The sequence below is a fragment of the Gardnerella sp. KA00127 genome (assembly GCF_049244125.1).
GTDB classification, from domain to species: domain Bacteria; phylum Actinomycetota; class Actinomycetes; order Actinomycetales; family Bifidobacteriaceae; genus Bifidobacterium; species Bifidobacterium swidsinskii.
Genome location: NZ_CP058377.1, coordinates 960,347 through 985,988, shown reverse-complemented (window position 1 = coordinate 985,988; position 25,642 = coordinate 960,347). Strand labels below are relative to the sequence as shown.

The 25,642-nt window shown below is 38.1% G+C and carries 18 protein-coding genes and 1 riboswitch; of the genes, 14 read left to right on the top strand and 4 right to left on the bottom strand.

The genetic code is table 11. The features are described 5' to 3' along the window. The first annotated feature begins 118 nt into the window (after positions 1-118). A complete protein-coding gene (locus HXT48_RS03870) occupies positions 119-3,169 on the top strand; it encodes a UPF0182 family protein (RefSeq protein WP_421783159.1) in 3,051 nt (1,016 codons plus the stop codon). Between the two features lie 101 nt (positions 3,170-3,270). Here the strand turns inward: HXT48_RS03870 and HXT48_RS03865 are convergent, their stop codons facing one another. Continuing rightward, a complete protein-coding gene (locus HXT48_RS03865; protein WP_421783161.1) occupies positions 3,271-4,062 on the bottom strand; it encodes an ABC transporter permease in 792 nt (263 codons plus the stop codon). A gap of 308 nt (positions 4,063-4,370) precedes the next feature. On the opposite strand from HXT48_RS03865, the gene HXT48_RS03860 reads away from it, so the two are divergent. From HXT48_RS03860 to HXT48_RS03825, 8 genes are all read left to right on the top strand, one after another. Further along, positions 4,371-5,423: an ABC transporter substrate-binding protein gene (locus HXT48_RS03860; RefSeq protein WP_004111395.1), complete on the top strand. Its 1,053-nt coding sequence runs from the start codon at positions 4,371-4,373 to the stop codon at positions 5,421-5,423. 139 nt (positions 5,424-5,562) lie between these two features. Beyond that, on the top strand, positions 5,563-6,162 hold the full coding sequence (gene pth / locus HXT48_RS03855) for an aminoacyl-tRNA hydrolase (RefSeq protein ID WP_004111397.1): 600 nt from the start codon (positions 5,563-5,565) through the stop codon (positions 6,160-6,162). After that, positions 6,152-9,760 (top strand): transcription-repair coupling factor, encoded by a 3,609-nt coding sequence (mfd, locus tag HXT48_RS03850; RefSeq protein ID WP_421792979.1) that lies wholly within the window; start codon positions 6,152-6,154, stop codon positions 9,758-9,760. The genes pth and mfd overlap by 11 nt, the downstream gene beginning before the upstream one ends. Positions 9,761-9,932: 172 nt before the next feature. Then, on the top strand, positions 9,933-10,145 hold the full coding sequence (locus tag HXT48_RS03845; protein WP_421788766.1) for a helix-turn-helix domain-containing protein: 213 nt from the start codon (positions 9,933-9,935) through the stop codon (positions 10,143-10,145). 34 nt (positions 10,146-10,179) lie between these two features. Then, positions 10,180-11,751, top strand: coding sequence for an N-6 DNA methylase (locus HXT48_RS03840; RefSeq protein ID WP_421793195.1), 1,572 nt, complete (start codon positions 10,180-10,182; stop codon positions 11,749-11,751). Further along, a complete protein-coding gene (locus HXT48_RS03835) occupies positions 11,738-12,865 on the top strand; it encodes a restriction endonuclease subunit S (protein WP_421792977.1) in 1,128 nt (375 codons plus the stop codon). The genes HXT48_RS03840 and HXT48_RS03835 overlap by 14 nt, the downstream gene beginning before the upstream one ends. Before the next feature lie 3 nt (positions 12,866-12,868). Further along, positions 12,869-16,210 (top strand): type I restriction endonuclease subunit R, encoded by a 3,342-nt coding sequence (locus tag HXT48_RS03830; protein ID WP_421792975.1) that lies wholly within the window; start codon positions 12,869-12,871, stop codon positions 16,208-16,210. Between the two features lie 92 nt (positions 16,211-16,302). After that, entirely contained in the window at positions 16,303-17,199 is an 897-nt protein-coding gene (locus HXT48_RS03825; protein WP_421792973.1) for an ABC transporter substrate-binding protein, read from the top strand. Between the two features lie 168 nt (positions 17,200-17,367). On the opposite strand, the gene HXT48_RS03820 is transcribed toward HXT48_RS03825, so the two are convergent. From HXT48_RS03820 to HXT48_RS03810, 3 genes are all read right to left on the bottom strand, one after another. Then, positions 17,368-18,105 carry an ABC transporter ATP-binding protein gene (locus HXT48_RS03820; RefSeq protein WP_421792971.1) on the bottom strand — a complete coding sequence of 246 codons (738 nt, stop codon included), beginning with the start codon at positions 18,103-18,105 and terminating at the stop codon, positions 17,368-17,370. A gap of 157 nt (positions 18,106-18,262) precedes the next feature. Further along, on the bottom strand, positions 18,263-19,261 hold the full coding sequence (locus tag HXT48_RS03815; protein ID WP_103013993.1) for an ABC transporter substrate-binding protein: 999 nt from the start codon (positions 19,259-19,261) through the stop codon (positions 18,263-18,265). Between the two features lie 153 nt (positions 19,262-19,414). Continuing rightward, positions 19,415-20,230, bottom strand: a complete 816-nt coding sequence (locus HXT48_RS03810) for an ABC transporter permease (RefSeq protein ID WP_004111408.1) — start codon at positions 20,228-20,230, stop codon at positions 19,415-19,417. Continuing rightward, a riboswitch (TPP riboswitch) is annotated at positions 20,220-20,344 on the bottom strand. (Overlaps the previous gene by 11 nt.) A gap of 210 nt (positions 20,345-20,554) precedes the next feature. On the opposite strand from HXT48_RS03810, the gene eno reads away from it, so the two are divergent. The 5 genes from eno to HXT48_RS03785 all read left to right on the top strand — a co-directional run bounded on the left by eno (position 20,555) and on the right by HXT48_RS03785 (position 25,598). Then, positions 20,555-21,850: a phosphopyruvate hydratase gene (gene eno, locus HXT48_RS03805; protein WP_004111411.1), complete on the top strand. Its 1,296-nt coding sequence runs from the start codon at positions 20,555-20,557 to the stop codon at positions 21,848-21,850. 210 nt (positions 21,851-22,060) lie between these two features. Beyond that, a complete protein-coding gene (locus HXT48_RS03800; protein ID WP_012914093.1) occupies positions 22,061-22,975 on the top strand; it encodes an L-lactate dehydrogenase in 915 nt (304 codons plus the stop codon). Between the two features lie 261 nt (positions 22,976-23,236). Next, complete coding sequence (gene folK / locus HXT48_RS03795) at positions 23,237-23,737, top strand: 2-amino-4-hydroxy-6-hydroxymethyldihydropteridine diphosphokinase (protein ID WP_004119382.1); 501 nt, start codon at positions 23,237-23,239, stop codon at positions 23,735-23,737. 55 nt (positions 23,738-23,792) lie between these two features. After that, positions 23,793-24,932, top strand: coding sequence for a dihydropteroate synthase (gene folP, locus HXT48_RS03790; RefSeq protein WP_012914094.1), 1,140 nt, complete (start codon positions 23,793-23,795; stop codon positions 24,930-24,932). A 192-nt stretch (positions 24,933-25,124) separates the two neighbouring features. Continuing rightward, complete coding sequence (locus tag HXT48_RS03785; RefSeq protein ID WP_012914095.1) at positions 25,125-25,598, top strand: FtsB family cell division protein; 474 nt, start codon at positions 25,125-25,127, stop codon at positions 25,596-25,598. Positions 25,599-25,642 lie beyond the last annotated feature (44 nt).

The following is a 25,642-nucleotide window of genomic DNA, read 5'->3' as shown; positions in this document are numbered from 1 at the left end:
ATAATAAAAATAGTAAGAGCAGTGCGAGCAATAAAAGTAACAAAAATGTACAGACTATATTCTCAATGATGATGAGAAAGATAACAACAATAAGCTTAAGAATGAAAGAAATTGTTCTATGAAAGTTAATCTGAATTTTGCAAAATTTACTTATACTGCAAAAAAGTGGAGGTGGATTCTTGCGATAGTAGTGTTAATTGTCGCGTTTGCTGTAGCTGCAATATTTGCTCTCGCAAGGTTCATAACTGATTGCATGTGGTATTCGCAGCTTGGATTTGAAAGTGTTATTTGGATTCAGCTTGCAGCAAAAGTGGGCGTTTGGGTGCTTTATGCAATATTAATGTCTGCTTTTGGATACTTGTCTGCAGCTTTGGCAATAAAAGCGCGTCCAAGCAATGCAGATGGAACTTATATTCGAATTAAAGGCAATGTTATTGATTTAAAGCAGGGAATTAGTTCAAAGCTTGCTTTGCATGTTGCAGGAATTTTTTCATTGATTGTAGGCGCAGTATTTGGATTTAAATTCTACAATCATTGGGCGCAAATTTTGTTAATGTTTAACGCCCAACCTTTTGGCATTAAAGATCCGCAATTTGGAATTGACAATGGCTTCTATGTATTTGTGCTTCCAGGATTAAGGTTATTTATAAGCGCATTTGTGCTTTTATTGGTAATATCTCTTGTTTTCTCTATTATTACGCACATTCTTATGGGAGCAATTCGTTTTAGTATGCCTATCGATGGTAAAGGCATATTAAGTATTACAAAACGAGCACGTAGACAAATTTCTGTATGGTTTATGCTTGTGATTTTGACATGGGCACTTCAACAGATTTTAGACATGTTCGCTTTAGTAACTCTTGATGGATCTCGAATTACAGGCGGCTCATACACTGACATGAATGCTGGTGTTCCTGGAAGCATAGCAATGGCAGTGATAACAGTGTTAGTTGGTTCTGTTATTGCATTTTGGTTTATGAAATCTCATGCTTTATCTGTAGAAGCACCAATTTCAGTGCGTTTTAAAACAGCAATTAAGGCATGGAAAACACCAATTATTGCTTTAGCTTTTATGATTGTTTGCTCAATTGTTATATCTTTCGCTTGGCCGGCACTTGTGCAGCGATTTAAAGTTGCTCCTAATGCTCAGGAATTGGAAGCTACTTATATTCAGCGTAATATCGATGCAACAAAGTTTGCTTACGGGCTAAATAACGTAAAGAAAGAATCGTATAACGCTACTTCTAAAGGTAAATCAGGTGCATTATCAAAAGAAGCAGAGTCAACTGCGCAAATTCGTTTGTTAGATCCACAAGTTACGTCTCCAACGTTCCGTCAATTGCAGCAATCGAAGCAATATTACACTTTCGCAGATACGCTTTCAGTTGATAAATACGATATTGACGGTGTAAGTCAAGATACGGTTATTGCTGCGCGCGAGCTTGATTTAGCTGGCAACGATAATCGAAACTGGGTTAATGATCATACAGTTTATACGCATGGCTATGGAATTGTTGCAGCTTACGGAAATAAAGTAACAACAGATGGACAGCCACAATTTATGGAGTATGGTATTCCTGCTCAAGGCAAACTTACTAAGTCACAAAAGTATGAACCGCGTATTTACTTCTCACCAAATGCTCCTGAGTATTCTATCGTTGGTTCTCCAAAAGGGACATCTCCATGGGAGTTTGATTATCCGACTGGCTCTCAAGGTGCTTTAACTACTTTCAAAGGCAATGGTGGTCCAAGTTTAGGAAACTTCTTCTCTAAACTTTTGCATGCAATTAGATTTGAGTCTGATCAGATTCTTTTTTCTGACCGTGTGACTTCTGAATCTCAAATTTTGTATGATCGTGATCCTAAGACACGCGTGTCTAAGGTTGCTCCTTACTTAACTTTGGATGGTCGAGTTTATCCTGCAGTAGTAGATGGTCGCGTTAAGTGGATTGTTGATGGCTATACTACTTCTGATTCTTACCCTTATTCTCAAATGACTGATTTTGGTAAGGTAACTCAAGATTCCACAACAACAACTTCTCATTCTATTAAAGGGTTGACAAATCAGCGCGCAAACTACATTCGTAATTCTGTGAAAGCTACAGTTGATGCTTATGATGGATCTGTTGATTTGTATGTGTGGGATACGAAAGACCCTGTGATTAAAGCATGGCGTTCAATTTTCCCAGGTCATTATCATGACATTTCTAAGATTTCTGGCGATTTGATGAAGCATTTGCGTTACCCAGAAAGCTTGTTTAAAGTTCAACGTCACTTATTAGCAAAGTATCACGTCGATACAGCAAGCCAATTCTTCTCTGGAGAAGACTTCTGGCAGATTCCTGTTGATCCAACTGAATCTCAAAAAGCACAAAAAGAAGATATTTTGCAACCTCCATACTATTTGACTTTGCAAACTGGAGACGCAAAGAAACCAGTATTTTCGCTTGTTTCTACTTATATTCCGGCAGGTAAAAGTACTCGTGAAATATTAACTGGTTTCTTGTCTGTTGATTCAGATGCGGGGGATACTCCTGGAAAGATTGGTCCAAATTACGGTAAGATTCGTTTGCAAGAATTACCTAAGATATCTAATGTTCCAGGACCTGGTCAAGCTCAGAATAATTTCAACGCTAATGCAAATGTTTCTAAAGAATTGAATTTGCTTGAATCCGGTTCTACTAAAGTTAAGCGCGGCAATTTGATTACATTGCCTCTTGGCGGTGGGCTGGTTTATGTAGAGCCTGTTTATGTGCAATCTAGCGGTTCTACTAGCTATCCTTTGCTTAAGAAGGTGTTAGTTGCTTTTGGAGATCAAGTTGGATTTGCAGATACGTTAGATGAAGCACTTAATCAAGTATTTGGCGGAAACTCAGGCGCTTTGGCTGGAGATGCTTCTAATAATTCTTCTTCAAACAATGCTGCTGAAAATAATGAATCTAAGGATGCTGATTCTAAAGAAGGTACCTCTAAGGAAAATGAGTCTAAGAATTCAGAAAAATCTCATTCTATGAGTCAAAAAGCTAAAGAAGCACTTAAACGTGCAGCTCAAGCGTTAAAAGATTCTGATTCTGCTATGCGATCCGGAAACTGGGAAGCTTACGGAAAGGCGCAAAAAGAGCTGAGCGATGCTATTAATGAAGCAATGAAAGAAGAATCAGGTAAGTAAGTAGGTTTTCGTTAATATATCAGTTTGTGAGTTACAAGAGTAGCGAATATTGCGTTATTTTCGTTACTTTTGTAGCTCACATGCGCTGTTTTAATGCAATTTCATAATTGGTTATCTGGATCATCATCTTCGTCTACTGAACCAAGCAGAATTCTTTCGCAAGCATTAACAATGCACATAAGAAGCGCAGTAAGAATTATTATTACTATTGTTGCAGAAAAAATAAGTGGTGTTCTAAATGAGTTATAAGCGAATTGAAGCCAAATTCCTAGCCCATCTTTAGCTCCCAAATATTCTGCAGTTGAAGCAGTTCCGAAAACATAAGCTGCACTAATGCGTATGCCACCAAAAATTTGGCGAGCTGCAACCCTTAATTTAACATGCCACAAAGTCCAAGTTCTACTTGCTCCACAAGTTAAAGCAACATCTGTATAAAAACTTGGAACAGCGTCAAGACCTCGTATAGTTTGCACAGCAATAGGGAACATGCTGAAAACCATTACGATTACAATTTTTCCAGATATTTCAAAACCAAACCAAATCAAAAAAATTGGCGCAATAGAAATTAGTGGCATAGTTTGTGCTGCACATAAAAGCGGGAATAAAGCAGATTTAACAAGCTTACAAACATGAAAAATAACGCCTAAAAGAATTCCAACTACTATTGCAATAGAAAAACCGATAACTGTTTCTTGTGTTGTAATTAATGCTGCAGGTAATAGAGTTGGCAAAGCGTCAGCTGTTGATTGAGCAATTGAAGATGGTGTTGGAATCAAATTTTCCGAAATTTTATAATATTCGCATGCGTACTGCCAAAAAACAAGTAAAACTATTACAGAAAATACAGTTGGCAGATATTTAATTAGCATACGTTTAAAACGCGATTGCGTCATGAAAACTCGATTCCTTTCTGTAAATGACTTCGATTGCTGCCCCAACCGAATTATTTAAGACTACAAATAGCATGTACATTCTATTAGAAGCGCACAACTTCTGTGAATTTAATAGTGTACATGATTTTTATTTGTCTCTTTAACCGTGCATAATCTAAATGTTTCGTGAGTCAATGTGTGGCAAACTGTAGCAGGTTGAATCTGCGCAGGGGCATTGAACGGCGCGAGCTAGGCCCTTTGTTACCGTTTTCTGCCGAGTTCGTGTCACTTTCCCAGAAGAACGGTACAAGAAACAAAGTAGGGAACTCATGAATATGCGTATTGTAAAGCGTACTCTTGCGTTTGTTCTTTCTGCGTGCTGCGTATTTTCTTTCTCGGCATGTGGATCTGCAAGTAGTAGTAAGAATGCAAATCTTCGTAAAGTGTCGTTTATGCTATTTTGGGCACCGGATACTAATCATATTGGTATTTATGTTGCTAAGCATAAAGGATGGTTTAAAGATGCTGGATTAGATGTCAATATACTTGCTGTTGCTCAGACTGGTTCGGAACACGCAGTTGATAGTGGTGTTGCTGATTTTGCTCTTAGTACTTTGACAAATGCTGCTGATTTTTCAACAAAGGGAGCAAATCTTGAGCAAGTTATGCAAGTTCAGCAAAAGCCAAGTGCTATTTGGTGTTCACTTGCTTCGAACAATAAAATTCATTCTCCAAAAGATTTTGATGGTCGTACTTTTGCAACTTTTGGTTCAGCTGAAGGTGATGCTGTAATTCGTAGGATGATTCAACACGATGGTGGTCAAGGTAAGTTCGACAAAGTGACTGTTGGAACTTCAACTTTTAGAACTCTTGAATCTGGCAAAGCTGATTTTGGTGGTTTCTACGGCACTTGGGAAGGTGTACAGTCTGAAATGTTTGGACCAAAGCTTCGCTGCTTCATGGAGGGCGACTACGGTGTACCAGGTCAGCCAGATACTATTGGAATAATCGCAAATAAGCGTACTGTAGCTAAAGACCCTAAGCTTGTTCGAGCATTTGTTAAAGCTGCAAAGCGCGGATATGAGTATGCTTATGAACATCCTGATGAGGCTTCTGAAATTCTTGTGAAAGAAGCGAAAGATGCTAATCTCGACATAAAGTTTGTTCAGCGTAGCATGAAGATGATTGTTGACGGTCAATATTGGGGCAATCGCGCGGATATTAAGAGCGGAAAATTTGTGTTCGGAACCACTGATGTTAAAGGCGCTCAAGCTTACTTTAACTTCTTAAGTAAGGAAGGTGCTTACACTGATTCTAAAGGCAAAGTAACTCATAAAACTCCGCAAGCAAAAGAATTGTCTACTGACGAATTTTTGAAATAAATAACATAATGACTTGAGTCTTGATAGAATAGGCTGAAGTATATAAGGGCGTATCGAGTAGTTGTAATTTTACGTTCAGCTACAATCGATGCGCCCGTTTTGTTGTTTTGCTAAATATTTGAATGGGGAGTGGTCTGCCATGGCATCGGATTTTTGGCTTATTGCTGGCTTGGGAAATCCTGGTACAAAATATGAGGGTACTAGACACAACATGGGTTTTATGGTTGCAGACGTTTTGGCACAACGTTGGTCAGTATCTCTTTCGGATCACAAAGGTTTAGCTAAACTTGGCAAAGGTGTTATGAATCTTGATGGTCGCGTAGCAAAGTTTTTCCTTGCTAAACCGTTGACTTTTATGAATGATTCTGGTGCTGCAGTATCTTCTATAAGCTCCTATTATCAAATAGAACCGGATCATATTGTGATAATTCACGATGATATGGATTTAGATTTTGGACGCATTAAAGTAAAAGCAGGAGGCTCTGCGGGAGGACATAACGGTATTCGTTCTATCGATCGCTCTCTTGGCACTCCTCAATATTCTCGAGTGAGAATGGGTGTTGGTCATGCGCAGCGTGGTGCTCACGCGCACGATAATACTGTCAATTGGGTTCTTGGAGGTTTTGCTGCAGCTCAAAAATCTGATCTTCCAAACTTTTTAGCAGATGGTGCTGATGCTGCAGAAAGTATTATTTTCCATGGATTAGCAGCAACGCAGGAGAAGTTTAATGGCCGCTGATAGCAGGTCTAATATCAAAAACAACAAGAATGATAAGACTGATGATATTTCAGCAATAAGCTTGAGAGATATTCTTAATGATTTATCAACTAAGGATTCACTTTTTAAAGCTTTATCTGAATATAATCTTGATGCGATATCTGATTATTGTTGCGAAAGTGCAAATAAAAATCGTAAAGATTTAGATTCAATAAGTGGAGATTTAACAATTTCTTCTCCTATTGGCATTCGTTCTGCTATTGTTGCTGCATTAGCTAAGAAAAAGCCGGTTGTTGTTATTGTTCCATCGAGTAGAGATGCTGAAGATTTTATTGCATCTGTACGTGATTGGTACGATGGTGATGCTCAAGACGTTGCTAAATTAGAAGCGTGGGAAACGTTACCTCATGAAAGGCTTTCGCCTAGAGCAGATACTGTTGCTAGCAGGATTGCAGTGTTTCGTAGGCTTTGCCATCCTGAAAATAACACATCACTTTTTGGTCCGATTCGCGTGTTGGTTATGCCTGTGCGATCGCTTATTCAGCCTGTAGTTGAGGGCATTGGTGATATAGATCCTCTGTTATTTGAGTGCGGAAAAGAATTAACTCTTGAATATGCTGTGAAACGTTTGGTAGAAAACGCATATAATCGTGTTGATTTGGTGATGGAACGCGGAGAGTTTGCTGTTCGCGGTGGAATTATTGACGTTTTTGCGCCAACGATGACACATCCTGTGAGAATTGAATTTTTTGGTGATGAAATTGATACTATAAAGCAATTTCATGCTTCTGATCAGCGCACTTATGGCAATAATATTGCAAGTATTTGGGCTACGCCTTGTCGTGAGCTTCAGATTACAGAAAAAATTTGCAAGCGTGCGCGTTCTCTTATTGGCTCAATTCCAAATGCTGACGATATGCTTGAATCAATCGCAAATTCTATACCTGTAGAAGGTATGGAGTCTTTGTTGCCTGCACTAGTTGATCGCATGGAATCAGTGCAAAATATGCTTCCAAAGGAATCTGTTATTATTCTATCTGATCCCGAAAAATGCCGTAGAGCTGCAGATGATGTAACTGCTACAGCTAACGAATTCTTAGCAGCTAGTTGGCATGTTGCTGCTTCTGGTCACGGTTCTGGAGCTCCAATAACATTCGATCAAGCTAATTTCTTGGATTTTGATGAAACGATTTCATCGTTAGAATTGTCTAATCATGACGTATGGAAATTAACATCTTTTGGTGTTGACAATCAAATTTATGGAAATATTACTTTGCCAGCATCGGCGCCACAAGAGTTTCGAGGAGATGAATCGAAAGTTTCTGGCGGCATCACTTCTCTTGTTGACAATGGTTTTGCTGTAACTATTACTGCAGCTGCTTCTGGTACTCTTGCACGCTTGAGGCGCGCTATATATGCGACTGGTGTACATGAATTTACTACAGTGCGCTCAAGTATTTCGGATGGCTTCATTGATAATGTTGCGCGTATCGCGATTCTTACAGAGCGTGATCTGACAGGTAAATCTTCTGCATCAGCTCAACTAAAAACTCCAAAACGCAGGCGCAAAGCAATCGACCTAATGGAACTAAAGCCTGGTGATTTCGTTGTGCACGAGCAGCATGGTATTGGACGTTTTGTTGGCATGAAACAACGTAATATTGCTGTTTCGGGTGGCAGTGCAACTCGCGAATATTTAGTCATTGAATATGCTCCTAGCAAACGTAACGCTCCTAACGATAAGCTTTTTATTCCAACTGATCAGCTTGATTTAGTGAGTAAATATATAGGTGCAGAAATACCAAAGCTTAACAAGCTCGGAGGTTCCGACTGGGCTCAAACTAAAGCAAAGGCTAAAAAGCATGTTCATGAAATTGCTGAAAATCTTATTAAACTTTATTCAGCAAGGCAGCAATCTCGCGGATTTGCATTTAGTAAAGATACTCCTTGGCAAAAAGAGTTGGAAGACGCATTTCCTTATCAAGAAACTGCTGATCAGCTTACAACTATTGATGAAGTAAAAGCAGATATGGAAAACCCAATCCCAATGGATCGCTTAATTTGTGGAGATGTTGGTTTTGGTAAAACTGAAATTGCGTTACGTGCAGCTTTTAAAGCTGTGCAGGATTCCAAGCAAGTTGTTGTTTTAGTTCCAACGACCTTGCTTGTTCAGCAGCATTACGAGACTTTTACAAATCGCTTTGAAGGATTCCCTGTAAAAGTTGCTGCAATGAGTAGATTCCAAACTTCTAAAGAGATTGAAGAAACTTTAGCTGGATTGCAAGATGGAAGCATTGACGTTGTTATTGGAACGCATAAGCTTTTGAATCCTAGTATAAAGTTTAAAGATTTAGGTTTGGTTATTATTGACGAAGAGCAGCGTTTTGGTGTGGAACATAAGGAAACGCTTAAAGCTTTGCGCACAAACGTTGACGTATTAAGTCTTTCGGCAACGCCAATTCCTAGAACTCTTGAAATGGCTGTAACTGGGATTCGTGAAATGTCTACTCTTGCAACTCCTCCAGAAGATAGGCTTCCAGTGCTTACATACGTTGGTGCGTATGATAATTCTCAAGTTGCTGCATGCATTAAGCGTGAATTGTTGCGTGGGGGTCAGGTTTTTTACGTCCATAATCGCGTTGAAGATATTAGTTCTGTTGCAAGTAAGATTCAGGAGCTTGTGCCAGATGTTCGTGTTGCTATTGCTCATGGAAAAATGGGTGAGAAGCAGCTCGATGCTGTTATTCGTGATTTTTGGCATAGAGATATTGATGTGCTTGTTTGTACAACGATTATTGAAACAGGCCTTGATATTTCTAATGCGAATACACTTATTGTCGATCACGCAGATAGATTCGGTTTAAGCCAGTTGCATCAGCTTCGTGGTCGAGTAGGTAGAGGTCATGAGCGTGCTTACGCTTACTTTTTGTATGATCCGTCTAAGCCTATGACACAACAATCTCACGATAGGCTCTCAACAATTGCTCAGCATACTGCGCTTGGTTCTGGTTTTGATGTTGCGATGAAAGATTTGGAATTGCGCGGAACTGGAAATTTGCTTGGAGATGAGCAAAGTGGACACATTGAGGGTGTTGGATTTGATTTGTATGTTCGTATGGTTTCTGAAGCTGTTGAAAAATATAAGGAACCTGAAAGAGTTGAGCCTGTTTGCGTAACTATTGATCTTCCTGTTGAAGCTTCTCTTCCAGTTGATTATATTGCCTCTGACAAGCTTCGTTTGGAAGCGTACAGGAAGCTTGCTGCTGCTAAGGATAATAGTGATTTGCAAGAACTTCACGATGAGCTTCTTGATCGCTTTGGTAATCCACCTGAAGAGTTTGAGTCTTTGTGTGATGTTGCTCGTTTGCGTTTTAAAGCACGCGAGATTGGTATTACGCAAATCAGCTCTCAAGGAAAATCAGTGCGAGTTGTTGGCATCGATCCAAAAGAGTCTGTGATGATGCGTTTGAAGCGTATTTATAAAGGATTGCAGTATCGTCCTCTTACTCATATGCTTATTATTCCAGCGCCTTTTGAATCTTCGCTTGGAACTAGCGCAATGAGCGAGCACGAAATACTTTCATGGGTGCGTCAACTTCTTGAAGATTTAGCTTGGTAAATTTGTTCAAAAAATTGTGCATGTCACTTTTATGGAATGAATAGTAAGGGTGGAATGAATAGCAAAGGAGACTTTTTTTAATCTGCTATATTCCAGAGCTATTGGTTCTTTATATCGTTGATATACTCACAGAATCGTGATAATGTTTAATTATTAAAATAAGGAGGGGGTTTTGGCTGTTAGTTATAAAAAACTATTACATCGCATGATTGAAGAAGATATTTCCAATCAGGACTTAATGAGAATGAGCAATATTTCCGCCAACATTATTACGAAACTACGCACTGGGCAATATATATCACTGGAAAAAGTGGAAGGCATCTGCACGGCTTTACACTGCACGCCCAACGATATTTTGGAATTTATGGCGGAGGATGAAAAGTAATGGCTAAAAGGAAACTGCTGAAAAGGCATTAAATATAGATAGTATACTTTTTAATTGTAGAGATTACTTACGTGCAGCACGAAATTCTGGCTCATTTTTTGAAAAAAGAGATATGATGCTCACACTTGTATTCTTGCGTTTTATCGGTGAGAAATACGAAGACGGCATCGAATCACTCCGTAAGACTTTAATTGAGCAGGGACTAGACCCTGATGATGAAAACATCAGAGCTGCATTCTTTGATGATGCTACTTTTGCAGATGGAACATACAACCTTCCTGTAGAAGCAAGATGGTCAACCATCATTAACACACCGGCTCCAAAACTCAATGTTGCACTTGACACTGCATTAAGCAGACTTGAAGAGGAAGATCCTCAGCTTAAAGGTTGCTTTATAAAGGGTACATTTACCACTCGTAATTTAGCTGCTAATGACATCAAGAAAATTGTTGATGAAGTTAATAAAATCAGTCACAAGGCTTTTGGTGAAGAAAAAGATTTAATTGGCTATGTGTATGAATATTTCCTTAAAGAGTTCGCAGTTAATGCAACAAAAGAAGAAGGAGAATTTTATACTCCTCACGATGTAGTTAAGCTTATTGCAGCTATGATTGAACCGTTTGAAGGCACACTTTATGACCCTGCCTGCGGTTCTGGAGGTATGTTTATTCAGAGTGCCGAACTTGTGAAATCAAAGCAGGGCAATCTTAATAGCATCAATATTTATGGCCAGGAAAAGGAAGCTGCAACTTATCGCCTTGCAAAGATGAATTTGGCACTTCGTGGCATCAGCCATAACCTTGGTGGCACAAATGATTCTTCATTTACCCATGATTTACATAAGGGATTATATTTCAACTACATCATGGCAAATCCGCCTTTCAATCTTAAAGGCTGGTATGATGAAAATCTAAAGAATGATCCTCGCTGGGCAGATTATGGCACACCGCCTGAAAGCAATGCCAACTATGCGTGGATTTTACATATACTCTCACACTTAAAGCCTTCTAACGGTGTTGCCGGATTCTTGCTTGCTAACGGTGCATTAAACGACAGTGATACATTGGAAATTCGCAAAAGACTTATTCAAAATGATAAGGTGGAAGCAATTATTGTTCTTCCGCGAGAGTTGTTTATTACAACGGACATCAGCGTAACACTTTGGATTCTAAATCAGAATAAAAAAGGCGGAATATATCACGGTAGAAATCTCCGCAACCGTGAAGGCGAAATACTTTTTATGGATTTACGTACCTGGACAGAAAATGCTGTCAAAGGTGAAAACAAGAAAAAAGTACGCCTTAGTGCCGAACAGATTCAGCATGCTGCCGATATTTACCACATCTGGCAAAGTGAAGGCACAGACGGCAATAATTATGCCATTCCTGAACTTTATCGCAGTGTCGGGATGCCGGAAATTGAAAGCAAGGGATGGTCTCTCACACCAAGCAAATATATCGAGTTTATCGACCATGATTTAGATATAGATTATGAAAAAGAAATGGCACGCATTCAAGCCGAGATGAAAGACATCCTGCGTGAGGAAAAAGAGTCGCAAAAGATGCTTGAGGACGCCTTCAGGGGGATCGGCTATGGGATTGAGTAGATATAAAATTGGTGACTTAATATCTGTTATTGATGAACGAAATAATTTAGGTATACGCAAATTTTGTGGGATAAATATTAATAAGGAAATTATGCCTACTTTTGCGAATACCAATGGTTTAGATGAAACCAAATATAAAGTCGTTAGAAAAGGATGCTTTGTTTATAGTGGGATGCAAACAGGTAGAGATAAATGCATAAGAATAGGTATGCAATTAGATGAAGATCCAATAATCGTTTCTCCTGCATACACAACCTTTGAGATTACATCCAATGATACAGTAATTCCCCTTTATTTTTTTATGAAATTCTTAACAAAAGAAGAAGATAGATTTGGAGCATTTTGCAGTGATGGGAGCATCCGTTCAAATCTTGATTGGGATGTTTTTTGTGATATGGATATTGACCTTCCGCCACTTGCTATACAGAAAAAGTATGTGAATGTCTACAATGCCATGGTGGCTAATCAAAAAGCCTATGAGCGTGGCTTAGAAGATTTAAAGCTTACTTGCGATGCATTAATTGACAATTATAAACATAAATCGACTAAAAAATCGGTTGGTGATATTCTTCAGGAAGTGGATGTCAGAAATGTTGATGGAATAATATCCAATGTTCAAGGTATTAATATTACAAAACAATTTATGCCTTCTGTTGCAAATACAAATGGCGTTGATTTGTCAAAATACAAATTGGTCTCCAAAGGTCAATTTGCATTTTCGGGAATGCAAACAGGACGAGATGAATGCATACGAATTGCACTGTTTGATAAAAAAGAACCAATAATTATTTCCCCAGCGTATAGCATTCTGCAAATAAAAGATGATAATGTCCTTGCAGAATATGTAATGATGTGGTTTTCTCGTAAAGAACTTGACCGTTTAGGCTGGTTTATGAGTGATGCAAGTATAAGAACTAATTTAGGTATGGATCGATTCTACGAAATAGAAATACCAGTACCAGATTTAGAAGTTCAGAAGGCTATCATTGATATATATAATGCCTACAATGTTCGTCGATCCATCAATGAAAAACTAAAAGCCCAAATCAAAGATATTTGCCCTATTTTAATTAAAGGCTCTATCGAAGAAGGAAGAAACACAAAGGAGGCATAATCTATGGCAAAGTTAAAGGAATATAACGGCCACTACTGTGAATCAGAGTATGAGTATGCCTTCATTGGATTCTTGGAAGCGGAAGGCTGGGATTATATCGCCGGCAATAATATCAACCGCATCAGCAAAAGAGATGTGTTGATTGCCGATGATTTCAAAAAGTTTATTGCCAATACGAATCCAGAACTTACCGAAGATGAGGTTACACAGATTTTCGACAATGTTCGTCTTGTAGGTGCTGAAAGTGATTTTGCCACCTTGCATAAAGTCTATGGTTGGATGGTGGACGGCATTCAGTTTACACCGCAAGACGGTTTAGCCAAGATGATACCTCTTATTGACTTTGAAAATCTTGATAATAATATCTTCCGTGTTGTGAACCAGTTTACTGTGGAATATACAAATAACGGACAGAAGGAAAATCGCAGACCTGATGTGCTGTTGTTTGTTAACGGTATGCCATTATGCGTTATCGAGCTTAAAAATCCAGCTGATGCGCATGCAACAGTTTATGACGCTTGGGAACAGATTAATATTCGTTATTGGAGGGATATTCCCCATTTATTGCATTACTGTCCTCTTGCCTGTATTTCCGACGGTGTGAAGACAAGGCTTGGAACAGTTCGCACTCCTTACGAGCATTTCTATGCTTGGAGACGTGTGAATGACGGCGATAAAGTTTCTACGCTTCCTTTCGCTGAAACTGAAACAATGATTAAAGGTGTATATTCACCTGCCAGATTTTTAGAGATTTTCAGAGATTATATTTATTTCCAAGATAGTATTTATGACAGTGCCGAAGTTGAAATTGTATGTAGATATCCGCAGTTCTTTGCTGCAAGATTATTAAAGCAAAGCATTGTTAATTCTATCACTACCGGAAATGGTAAAGGTGGTACATATTTTGGAGCAACTGGCTGTGGTAAAACATATACAATGGCTTTTCTTGCCAGGCAGCTTGCACTTCGTTGTTCTAATAATCCTCAAGTAGGTTCACCGACAATTATTCTTATCGTTGATCGAGAAGAATTACAAAAGCAGGGTGCAAAGCTATTTACCAAAAGTAAAGAATTCTTAAATCTTGGTGAAGTATCTGTTGTTAAAAACAGAGCACAGTTAAGACAGGAACTCTGTGCAAGACAAAGCGGTGGTTTCTATATCTGCACAATTCAGAAATTCTGCGACCGTGAAGATGATAAAATCGGGCTTATCAATGACCGTCAGAACATTATATGTTTTTCTGATGAAGCTCATAGAACTCAGCTTGAACATTCTAAAAAGATTCAACTCAGTAAAGATGCTGATGAAAATATGAAAGCTATGGTATCAAAGCCATATGCAAAAGTATTAAAAGAAGCATTTCCGCATGCTACGTTTGTAGGTTTCACAGGAACTCCTATTGCCGAAACATATCAGACCTTTGGTCAGGAAATTGATAGATACACTATGGATCAGGCGGTCGCGGATGGACTAACTGTTTCTATTAAGTATCATCCTCGTATTGCCAAGGTATTACTTGATAAGACCAAAGCTAAAGAAATTGAAAATTACTATAAAAAGTGTGCCGATGATGGTGCAACGTATGATGATATTGAAGCTAGTAAACATGCAATGAGTTCTATGGAAGTTATCCTTGCCGAGCCTTCTCGCTTGGAGAGGCTTGCTATAGATATTCATGACCATTATATTTCATCTTGTGCTAGTGACCCAGATAGAATTCAGAAAGCAATGATTGTATGCTCTAACAGAAAAATTGCATATTCACTTCTTTTGAAATTCAAAGATAAATACCCAGAATGGTTTGAAGAAAAGAAAACTCCTGACGGAGTTACTGCAACAGATGAAGAACTTAAAAAATTAAAGCCTATGCCATTTATGGCTATGGTATCGAGTGTTGGAAGTAATGATGAAGCTGAGATGTATAACTATCTTGGTGGCGTTAAAAATGATAAACGTTGCGAAGAACTGGATGCAGCCTTTAAACAGGAAAAGTCTAATTTCCATATTGTTATCGTAGTTGATATGTGGATTACGGGATTTGATGTTCCGTCACTTACATATTTATATAACGATAAGCCTTTGAAGAAGCACTTGCTGATTCAAACTATCAGTCGTGTAAACAGAAAATATCCCGGCAAAGAATATGGTATGGTTATCGACTATATTGGCATTCGCGATAATATGCGTGAGGCCATGAAGGTTTACGGTGGCAATACATCAGTTGCGCCCACATCGGATGACGTTGAGCAGGCTACCTCTGCATTCAGGGAAGAGCTTGAAATACTTAAAGCACTGTTTACAGATTATGACTTAGCTCCATTCCTTAATACGAAATGTGACCCTGTTGAAAGATATAAATTACTTTCCAAAGCCGCTGAGTATGTCTTTACATCAGCACAGGTCCTGCAGACAGAAGGAAACGGAAAAACTAATCAGGTCTCATTTAAGACATATTTCTTAAAGTCTGTTAAGAGAATGAGAAGTGCTTTTGATATTTGCCAACCTTCTGGAAATCTGGGCGAAGAAGAATCTGCGCTTGCACAGTGCTTCATGGCTATAGCAGGCTTCGTTCGTAAAATGAGTGGAACCAGCGATGTTGATGCTGAAACTATGAATCTTGTGGTATCAAAGATGGTTGAAGAGGCATTAAAATACAATAAGGTAGAAAGTGTTCTTGAAAGTGGCGAGGAAGAAGATATCTTCTCTCCTGAATACTTTGAAAAATTATCAGATGTAGAAATGCCTGCTACAAAGTTAGAATTACTTATCAAAATGCTCCGTAAGCAAATAAAGGAATATGGCAGGGTCAACCAATTAGCAGCGAAATCTTTCCAAGAAATGATTGAAAAGACTATTGATGAGTACCATGAAAGACGTAAGCACCTTACTGCTGAAGAAGCCGGGGCGACACAGGAAGCCGCCTCAGAAGATATTATTAAGGCTGCAACTGAACAAGCTTTAGTGATACTTCGTCAGATGAACGAAAATCGTGAGAGTTTCCGTAAAATAGGATTAACCTTTGAAGAAAAGGCATTCTATGATATTTTGATTGCTCTTCGTGACCAGTATAAGTTTGAATATGGCATTGACAAAGAAGTTAACGGTGTTGTGGTAAACGATAAATGCAAGACACTTGCTAAAAAAGTTAAGGAAATAATAGATACCGAGTCTTCATTTGTAGACTGGCTCAACAATCAGAATGTGCGTAATCAGTTAAAATTGAAGATAAAGATTTGTTTGGTTAAGAACGGCTATCCGCCACAGTATAGTCCTGAAGTGTTCACAAAGGTGATGGAGCAGGTAGAAAATTTTGAGGAGCATTCTGAAACAACTTCAGAAAGTTAGGTTATTCCTTTTCCTTATTGCTTCTATGTGAAGAACTATGATGTTTGCTGAGAATAGTGCCCTATATGGTAGAAAGAAGGATGGTGAATAACATGGGAAGTATTGTTTTAGAATTACAGAATGAAATTGTGTCATCAAATTGCGATGTTGTTAATATATTACGCAAAGCACATTTGATTGCATCAAAATTAAAGCTTGCTGATTTTGATCAATGGATTAAACACGAATTAAATGGTTATCCTGACGAAGAATCTTGCCCTGAGTACAGAAAGGTTCGTGGAAGTTTAAAAGCTTTCAATCCTTATCGCGGTTGGATTCCAACCTCAATACAGGATAATGAATACGAAAAAAAGATTTGTGAAAGAAAGTTAGTAAATTCAATTTCTGAAATCATTTCTTTATGTCAGTCCTCAGGAAATGTATTAACTTTAGATTTTTCAGGCGAACAACTTGCATTGTTTGATAAAATGGCTGATTCGCTACCTCCAATGGATTATGCATTACATGTACCTACAACTGCAGTTAAAGACATTGAAGAAAAAGTCAAAAATACTATTTTAGAATGGACATTGAAATTAGAATCGGAAGGTATTGTAGGGGAAAATATGGTTTTCTCTGAGAATGAAAAAGAATCCGCAGTGAACATGCCGCAAACCGTGAATAATTATTACGGGAATACAAGTGTGATCAATTCGCCATCCGATAATGTACAGATAGTGTCTGGAAGTGAGAATACAGTTACATTTTCCTATGATAAAGTTAAGGATGTAGTTGATGCCGTTGAAAAAAGTATTAGTGAATCTGATTTATCAAAAGAGGATATAGAAACAGCAACAGAATTATTAGCTGACATCAAATTAAAAATTGAAGAAGAGAAGAAACCGCATATTTTAAAATCAGCATTGGTCGGACTAAAAGACTTTTTAATCAATACAGGTGCCGGCGTTACTGCAGGGGTAATACAAGCTAAAATACAAGGTTTGTTCTAAAAAATCTTTGATACTTGAGTATAAGAAAACGACCACACAGAGTACCTCTACTCTTGTATGGTCGTTATTTCTTATGTTCCCGCTTAAAGGCTTTCAGTCGGTTTTCTTTTAATCCCTTACTGAATACTCCTTTTTACAGTCGCCTTTATCAATTATTTTTTTTCGTTCTTATTGTAACGCTTCTCTAAGCTCATCTTCTATTTCAACGTGATTATTTGGACGCTTTTGTGCATCAAGTTGGCTTCGATCAATATTCCAGTTTTTCTCGATGATTCCGTTTTTAATCATAAGAATTCTGTCAGAAAGTCTTACTGCTTCGGAAATATCGTGCGTGACCATTATCGTGGTCCAGCCATGTTTTTGCCTTAGATTATCAAGCAAATCTTGCATGTCTAAACGAGTTAAAGCGTCTAATGCTCCGAAAGGCTCGTCTAAAAGTAGTAATTCAGGATTATGAACTAAAGCTCTAGCTAATGAGACTCGTTGGGCTTGACCACCTGAAAGTTCTGATGGCCATTTCGAACCATAATTATTAAGTTGCATATCGTTAAGAGCTTTTTCTGCAATAGATTTTAGTTCTGATTTGTTTCCTTGCATGCCGAAAACTACGTTCTTACTTACTGTTAGCCATGGTATTAATCTTGCATCTTGGAAACCTATTGCTTGATGTTGTGTGACGTTTATTGTTCCAGAATCAGGTTTGATTAATCCTGAAATAACTTTAAGAAGAGTGGTTTTTCCGCATCCTGAGCGTCCTATTAGAGATACGAATTCGCCTTTTTTAATATTTAGATTTATATCTCGTAATATTTTAGCGTTATTTTTAAAAGTCACGCCAATATGTTCTAGAGTAACGCAGTAAGAGTTATCTTTAGTCTCATAGTTTTCTTCTATTTGAGTGTTCATATTTACTCCTACTGCGTTGCTCTAAATCATGTTTATATAATCTTGTTATATAACTTTGTTTTAATTTTGATTAATCAGTTATTTATTATTTTATTTTGATATTTAATTTTGTTTTTTATGAATATGTGTTTTATGGATAAATGATAAATGAATTAATTTACTTTGTGCAATCCATTACAGAATCTTTCAAATTCTTTGGAGCTTGCTTAATTAAACCATATTTCACGTATTCTTTAGCCTGAGTTTCCATCATTTTCAAACCTTTTTCATCGATTGGACGAATAGTTGGATTGTCAAACTTTTCAATTTGCTTAATAATAGTTTCGCTTGCTCCGAGCTGCTTGTATGCGTTTCCAATAACATTGTTTTCTTTATGAGACTTTTCTGCTTCGCGAACAAGAGCCTTGTACATCTTCTTAACAAGATCTGGATGCTTTTTGGCAAAGCTCTTAGAAACAATGTGAATAGTAACGTTCATATTGCCGTACTTTTTAGCATTTACAAGCAATTTTGCGCCTGGAGTTGTCATTGCTGCAGCAAGATTCTGATCGAATGAGGAAATTGCGTCAATCTGTCCAGAAGTAAATGCTGCCTGGAAGTTCTTAGGGCTCATCTCAACTTTGTTAACTTTAGAAACGTCTAAACCGCTTTTATCAAATGCGCGGTGAAGCATGTAATCGCCAGTGTCACCGTTGTGAATAATAGCAACTTTCTTACCATATAAGTCTTTTAGTGTTTTCACTCCGCTTTTTGCGGATGCAACGATTCCTTGAGAATCACCATTGTAATATTCGAGCGCAAAAGCTACCCATGGCTGTCCTTCAGCAATCAAATCAATGAAGCGTCCAGTTCCAGTAGTTGTAGCATCTGCATTTCCGCTCATCACAGCAGTAAGACCGTCAACTGGAGTGTAAGGACCAGTGTAAGTTACTTTAGATTTTCCAAATTCTTCTTGAAGGAATTTCTCATTTTTCAAAGTAGTTAGATAATTTGCTGTAGAAAGATAAGCAACTCTCATAGTTCCAGCATCTTCTTTTGAAGAAGCGTTTGATGATTTTTGTGAGCTTCCGCAAGCTGCAAGAGATACAGTTGCACAAGCAGCGCAGATTAATGCAATAATGCTCTTTTTAGAAAATCGCATTTTTAAATTGGCCATGATATACAGCTCCTTTTGTTTGTTGTTTTGTTTGTTGTTTTGTTTATCTGTTGTTTGTTTGGTTGTTGAATCTAAATATTGACTAATTCTTAAAAAGCAATTTAATGCATTTTAAAAAGTAGTTAACTTTAGAAAAATGTTGATATTACTAGATTATTGGCGTGATTTTTTATTTAATCTGCGTTCAGGTATAAGAAGATACTCTAATATGTTTGCAGTAAGCTCAGATCCAAGACCTGCAATTGCGTACATAATAACGCATGCCATCATTTGATCTGGTCTAAAGAATTCTTGTGCTCTTGAAAGAATGTATCCAATTCCAATAGAAGAATTAACTGTTTCGCAAGTCACTAATGCAACCCATGCTACAGATATTGCAAATCGCAAACCTGTCATAAAACTTGGAAGTGTGCCGCGAAGCAAAATAGATATAAAAATAGTAGATTTTTTAACGTGATAAACCTGCGCTAATTCAAGAAGTTTTGAATCAATATTACGAACTCCGTCGCGAATATTAACGTACATAGGTCCAAAAACACCGACAGCTATAAGTGCTATTTTCATCGTTTCATCTATTCCGAGGAAAATTATTAATATTGGAGCTAAAGCCGGGAATGGGATTGACCTCAACATGTGGCTTGGTTTATCAACTACAATATTGCCAAGCTTACTGCCTCCTGCAAGTATTCCTGCTGGAACAGCAAAAATAATTCCTAACAAAAGTCCTAAAAGAACTCGTAAAATACTTATTCCTAAGGATTTTAATAATATGCCTTCGTTGTTTAAATCAATAAAAGCTTGTATTACTTCATATGGGGATGGCAAAGAACGGTCTTCGGTTGGAGAAAGAGTTGTGAAAAACCACAAAACCAAAATGAGGATAGTTGAAATCCACACTTTACATGAAGATACCGCTTTAAATGCAATCTTCAATATGTTCTTCGCTTTATTAGGCGAACTGTAAGTCATGCGACAATCCCTTCGATAGTTTTAGCTATATCAGGTTCAACGAGTGTATTCTCAGCGCAACACTATATGTATTGTTGTTTGGCACGATGTAGTTGCGCACCCCGTGTCTGAGGTCATTATCACTTAAGGGTATGGACAAGTATATTTTAAATCGATATTTATAAACAATATTGCTTAAAAATATACAATTGGCTCATATGACTCGAGTTGAATCAAAATATTGTGAACGTTCACGGCATAAATACGCTGGTACTCAATATAACGTCCATAAAACGCACTAATCTTAAAAGAGTCATCACAACCCATAGGTATAAAGGAGTAGTTGTGGCAGCTATTGAAAGCGTATATGCACGCGAAATTTTGGATTCTCGTGGAAATCCTACTGTTCAGGTTTATTTGGAGACCGAAGATGGCGCTCAGGGTATTGGTTTAGTGCCTTCTGGTGCTTCTACTGGTGAGGCTGAAGCTTGGGAACGTCGCGATGGCGACAAGTCCCGTTATCAAGGCAAGGGCACGTTGGAAGCTGTTAAGGCTGTCAACGAGGTAATTGCACCTAAGGTTATTGGCATGGATGCCACCGATCAGCGCGCTCTTGATGAGACGATGATTGAGCTTGATGGCACGCCAAACAAGGGCAAGCTTGGTGCTAACGCAATTCTCGGCGTTTCCCTCGCTGCTCTCTACGCTGCTGCTGAATCCGCTCAGCTTCCGTTGTACCGCTACATTGGCGGCACCAATGGTCACATTCTTCCAGTTCCAAACATGAACATCATGAACGGTGGTGCTCACGCTGATTTCGCAACCGATATTCAGGAGTACATGATTTCTCCTTACGGTTTCGCAACCTACAGCGATGCTTTGCGCGCTGGTGTTGAGGTTTATCACACCTTGAAGAATGTTTTGAAGAAGGAAGGCTTGGCTACTGGTCTTGGCGACGAAGGTGGCTTCGCTCCAAAGATGAAGTCCAATGAGGATTCCTTGAAGTACATCATGGATGCAATTGCAGCCGCTGGCTACGAGCCAGGCAAGCAGATTGGTATTTCTCTTGACGTTGCTTCTTCTGAGTTCTACAACAAGGAAACTGGTAAGTATCGTTTCGATGGCGAAGAGCGCGAATCTGCTTACATGCTTGATTACTACGAGAAGCTCATCAACGAGTATCCAATCGTTTCCATTGAAGATCCATTCCAGGAAGAAGGATGGGATGATTGGGCAGAAATCACCAAGCGTCTTGGTGATCGTTTGCAGTTCGTTGGCGATGACTTGCTTGTCACCAATCCAAAGCGTTTGGCTAAGGGTATTGAGCTTGGTGCAGCTAACTCCTTGCTCGTGAAGTTGAACCAGATTGGTTCCGTTACCGAGACTCTCGACGCTATTGAGCTTGCAACCAAGAATGGCTTCACTTCCATGGTTTCTCACCGTTCTGGCGAAACCCCAGATACCACCATTTCTGATCTTGCTGTTGCTAAGAACACCGGCCAAATCAAGACTGGTGCTCCTGCTCGTGGCGAGCGTATTGCTAAGTACAACCGCTTACTTGAGATTGAGGAAGAGCTTGGTTCTACTGCTCAATATGCTGGTTACAGCGCATTCAAGGCTTGCAAGAAGTATATGAAGTAATATGCTAGAGCTTTTATAAGTTCTACGTAAGTCTTGTTTAAGATCTAGACTGTAGCATAAATCGGTCAGTCGCATTCGTGCGATTGGCCGTTTTTCGTATATTTTAGCGATTTTTTGAAAAAATATATAAATTTTTCTAACATTACTTTTATTCTCATCAAAATAGTGCTATTTTTTATGGAAAACTAAAAACGGAAGGAGATGTTTCATATGAGAAAAGTCGCAGTTATAGGCATGGGAAACGTTGGTGCAGCAGTAGCGCATCAACTTGTTGTTGGCGGTCACGCTGATGATTTGTACCTTTATGATACAAACGAGGCAAAGGTGAATGCCGACGCATTGGATTTTGAAGATTCAATGGATAATGTGCCTTTTAATGTTAATATTACGGTTAATGATTATGAAGCATTAAAAGACGTAGAGGTAATCGTAAGCGCCTTGGGTCACATAAAGCTTTTGGACGTTCCTCATCCAGATCGTTTTGCAGAGCTTAAGTATAATCGTAAGGAAGTTGCAGAAGTTGGTGCAAAGATTAAGGCTTCTGGATTCCACGGTGTTTTGATTGACATAACAAATCCTTGCGACGCTATTTGCCAGCTTTACAAGGAAGCTACTGGTCTTCCTTACGAAAAGATTATTGGAACTGGCACTTTGCTTGACTCTGCGCGCTTGCATCGTGCAGTAGGCAAGTTCTTTGGCGTGCATCCAAAGGCTGTTAAGGGATATAGCTTAGGAGAGCATGGTGATTCGCAATTTGTTGCGTGGTCCACAGTTAAAGTCTTTGAGCAGCCTATAACAGAGCTTATTAAAGAAAAGAACATGGATTTAGACGCTATTGATGAGGAAACTCGCGAAGGCGGATTTACAGTGTTCTACGGAAAGAAGTACACAAACTACGGTATTGGTGCTGCTGCAGTTCGTTTAGTGGATGCAGTTCTTTCAGATTCTAAAGAGCAAATGCCTGTTTCTAACTATCGCGAAGAATACCATTCTTATCTTTCTTACCCAGCAATTGTTGGTAGAGAAGGAATTGTTAAGCAATGCCAACTTGACTTGACTGAAGAAGAGTTGCAAAAGTTGCAGCATTCTGCAGATACAATTTTGAGTAAAGCTCAAGCAGAATAGATAAGTCAAAAAATAAAATAACTAAAAAATACTACTTTTGAATCTAAAATATTTTACAGATTTTAGATAAAAGCGTATTGGAAAATGTCGTTGTAGGTTTAATTGCTCCTAAAGAGTGTTGAATTTACAGCGACATTTTTGTTATAAAAATTTTTTGATATTAGCTTATTTATTATTTGAATTTATAAAGTTGGCTAGTCCTAACTGTTCATGATATATACTTTTAACTATAAATTGAATTATTTTTTTGGGGGTGGAAATATGATTTCCAGTGCATACATAAGTGTTGGAAGCAATATAGGTGATAGATTACTTAATTTGCGTCAAGCTGTTTCGCTATTGAAGCAAAATTCACATATAAGCAATATTATCGTTTCTTCAGTGTATGAAACTGAACCAGTTGGTGACGTAGTGCAAGACAGTTTTTATAACATTGCTTTACGTTTGGACACTGATTTAACAGCTTTTGAATTGCTTGATTTTATTCATGATATTGAACAGCGTCTTCACAGAAAGCGCATAGTTCGTTGGGGTCCTCGAACAATCGATTTGGATATTATTGATTTTGGTGGTCAAACTATAAAAAGTGAAAATCTTACGATTCCGCACAAAGAAAGAGATAATCGCAGATTTGTATTAGTTCCTTTGCTTGAAATAAGCGCAGACGATGCAAATTATCATGAACTTATACAAGATAAGCTTAATAAAACTAGCGACACTAATTGGATTAATATTATTGAAAGTAGCGAAGTTTTTAATTAGTTTGGAATATAAATTTAGTTTTTTAAATATGAGGTTTTAGAAAGAAAGAATACGAATGCGAATTATTGAAAGCAATTTGGAGAATGCGTCTTCTAAAAGTATTGCAGATATAGCGTTGCTGCAGGATCTTTGTGTAAATCAAAAAATTTTATGCACGTGGGAAAATATTAGCGAAAACGATTTAAGCAAAGTAGCTGATTTTCTCGATCATTTTGATACAGCTATCAAAGTTTCCGAGTCTTCTATTGACTTCATTTTGCCGCTTATTGCTCTTAAACCTTTTATGCAAGAATGCGAAAAAGCATGGTACGAAGATCAAGAATTACTTGCAAGTTTGCGCTCGATATTAAAGCAAAAAGCAATTGTGTGGAATGCAGGGCGATTCTGCTTTGATACACTTGACAAGCCGATAGTTTACGCGATTTTGAATATTACTCCTGACTCATTCTATGACGGCGGCAAGTACCAAAGTGAAGACGAGATAAATAGCCATATTAAAGAAATAGTTGAAGCTGGTGCTGATGTTATAGAAGTAGGCGGTCAAACTACAAAACCTGGCGGTTATTTAGAAATTACTCCAGAAGAGGAAATAAGTCGCGTTATACCTGCTATTAAGTATATTCACAAAAATTATCCTCAAATTGCTGTAGCAGTAGACACTTACAAGTTACCTGTAATGGAAGCTGCAATTGAAGCTGGCGTAGATATTATAAATGATGTTCGTGCGTTTGATTCTCCAGAAAAAGTAAAGCTTATGGCAGATTCTAACGTTGGATTAGTAACAATGCATAGCAATAGAGATACAGAATATGACAATTTAACAAAGGTTATGTGTCAATTCTTTAGCGATAATTTAAAAATGCTTGTTGATGGAGGAGTTGACTTAAATAGGATTATTCTTGATCAAGGAATTGGCTATGCAAAGGTTGCTGATGGTGAACAAGATTATGCAATGATGCGCAATATTAATCAATTGCATCGTTTTGGTCGACCAATACTGGTTGCGATTTCTAGAAAAGGCTTTGGTAAGAAGCTTTTTAATTTAGATAAAGAAGATCGTTTGCCTGTCACTTTAGTTGCAGAAACAGCGATGTTTATGGCTGGTGGACGTGTAATACGTGCTCATGATATTGCAGAAACAAAGCAATTAGTTGAAATGATCGATGTTATTAATAGAAATTACTGGTTTAAGTAGAAAAATTTGAATATTTTTTTGCAGTTTTGTTCGTCAGTTTTTTTTTAATTTTAATAACGAATAAATGTGAGTTACTGTAAATGTAGCGTGACTGTAAATGTGGCACAACAGCATTTTGCATCTAAAAGCGCGTAAGATACTAGCGGAATGTATGATGTTTTCACGTCGAATACATCAAGTAATTTAGAGAGTATGGTTATGAAAAAGCGTCGTAAAACAGCATTAGGTGAAGATGTAGCACCATTGCAACAGCGTCGACTACTTTCAGGACCACTTGTGTTTTTATTTATGGTTTTTGTAGTTACTGTTGGTTCAATTGAGTGCATTTCAACAGTTAGAAATTATGCGTTAAGCTTATCTGAGCTTCATGCACTTCAGCGTGAAGAAAGTGATTTACGTGAACAAAAACGTACGTTGGATAATAATATTGACCGATGGAAAGACAAAGCATACGTTACCGCTCAAGCTAGAGATCGTCTCGGCTTTATTTTTCCCGGTGAGCAGGCTGTTCGCGTAGAGCATCCTGAAGCAGTAACTGGAAAAGTTCCGAATGAATTTGCTCAAGAAAATAGCGAAACTAAGACTCATTCAGTCTTGCCTTGGTATAGTGACTTAATGTATGCAATACATAAAGCAGACAAACCAGATACTGTGCCATCCTTATAACATATAAACTGATAAAATATATAAACTGATAAAGTAAAAGATTA

Bases quoted from the DNA above. Each gene is read 5' to 3' on its own strand.
- HXT48_RS03860 (WP_004111395.1), top strand. From the start codon at position 4,371: ATGAATATGCGTATTGTAAAGCGTACTCTTGCGTTTGTTCTTTCTGCG.
- folK (WP_004119382.1), top strand. From the start codon at position 23,237: ATGATTTCCAGTGCATACATAAGTGTTGGAAGCAATATAGGTGATAGA.
- HXT48_RS03870 (WP_421783159.1), top strand. From the start codon at position 119: ATGAAAGTTAATCTGAATTTTGCAAAATTTACTTATACTGCAAAAAAG.
- HXT48_RS03830 (WP_421792975.1), top strand. From the start codon at position 12,869: ATGGCAAAGTTAAAGGAATATAACGGCCACTACTGTGAATCAGAGTAT.
- HXT48_RS03820 (WP_421792971.1), bottom strand. From the start codon at position 18,105: ATGAACACTCAAATAGAAGAAAACTATGAGACTAAAGATAACTCTTAC.
- HXT48_RS03800 (WP_012914093.1), top strand. From the start codon at position 22,061: ATGAGAAAAGTCGCAGTTATAGGCATGGGAAACGTTGGTGCAGCAGTA.
- HXT48_RS03865 (WP_421783161.1), bottom strand. From the start codon at position 4,062: ATGACGCAATCGCGTTTTAAACGTATGCTAATTAAATATCTGCCAACT.
- HXT48_RS03810 (WP_004111408.1), bottom strand. From the start codon at position 20,230: ATGACTTACAGTTCGCCTAATAAAGCGAAGAACATATTGAAGATTGCA.
- pth (WP_004111397.1), top strand. From the start codon at position 5,563: ATGGCATCGGATTTTTGGCTTATTGCTGGCTTGGGAAATCCTGGTACA.
- HXT48_RS03825 (WP_421792973.1), top strand. From the start codon at position 16,303: ATGGGAAGTATTGTTTTAGAATTACAGAATGAAATTGTGTCATCAAAT.
- HXT48_RS03785 (WP_012914095.1), top strand. From the start codon at position 25,125: ATGGTTATGAAAAAGCGTCGTAAAACAGCATTAGGTGAAGATGTAGCA.
- HXT48_RS03835 (WP_421792977.1), top strand. From the start codon at position 11,738: ATGGGATTGAGTAGATATAAAATTGGTGACTTAATATCTGTTATTGAT.
- mfd (WP_421792979.1), top strand. From the start codon at position 6,152: ATGGCCGCTGATAGCAGGTCTAATATCAAAAACAACAAGAATGATAAG.
- HXT48_RS03815 (WP_103013993.1), bottom strand. From the start codon at position 19,261: ATGGCCAATTTAAAAATGCGATTTTCTAAAAAGAGCATTATTGCATTA.
- folP (WP_012914094.1), top strand. From the start codon at position 23,793: ATGCGAATTATTGAAAGCAATTTGGAGAATGCGTCTTCTAAAAGTATT.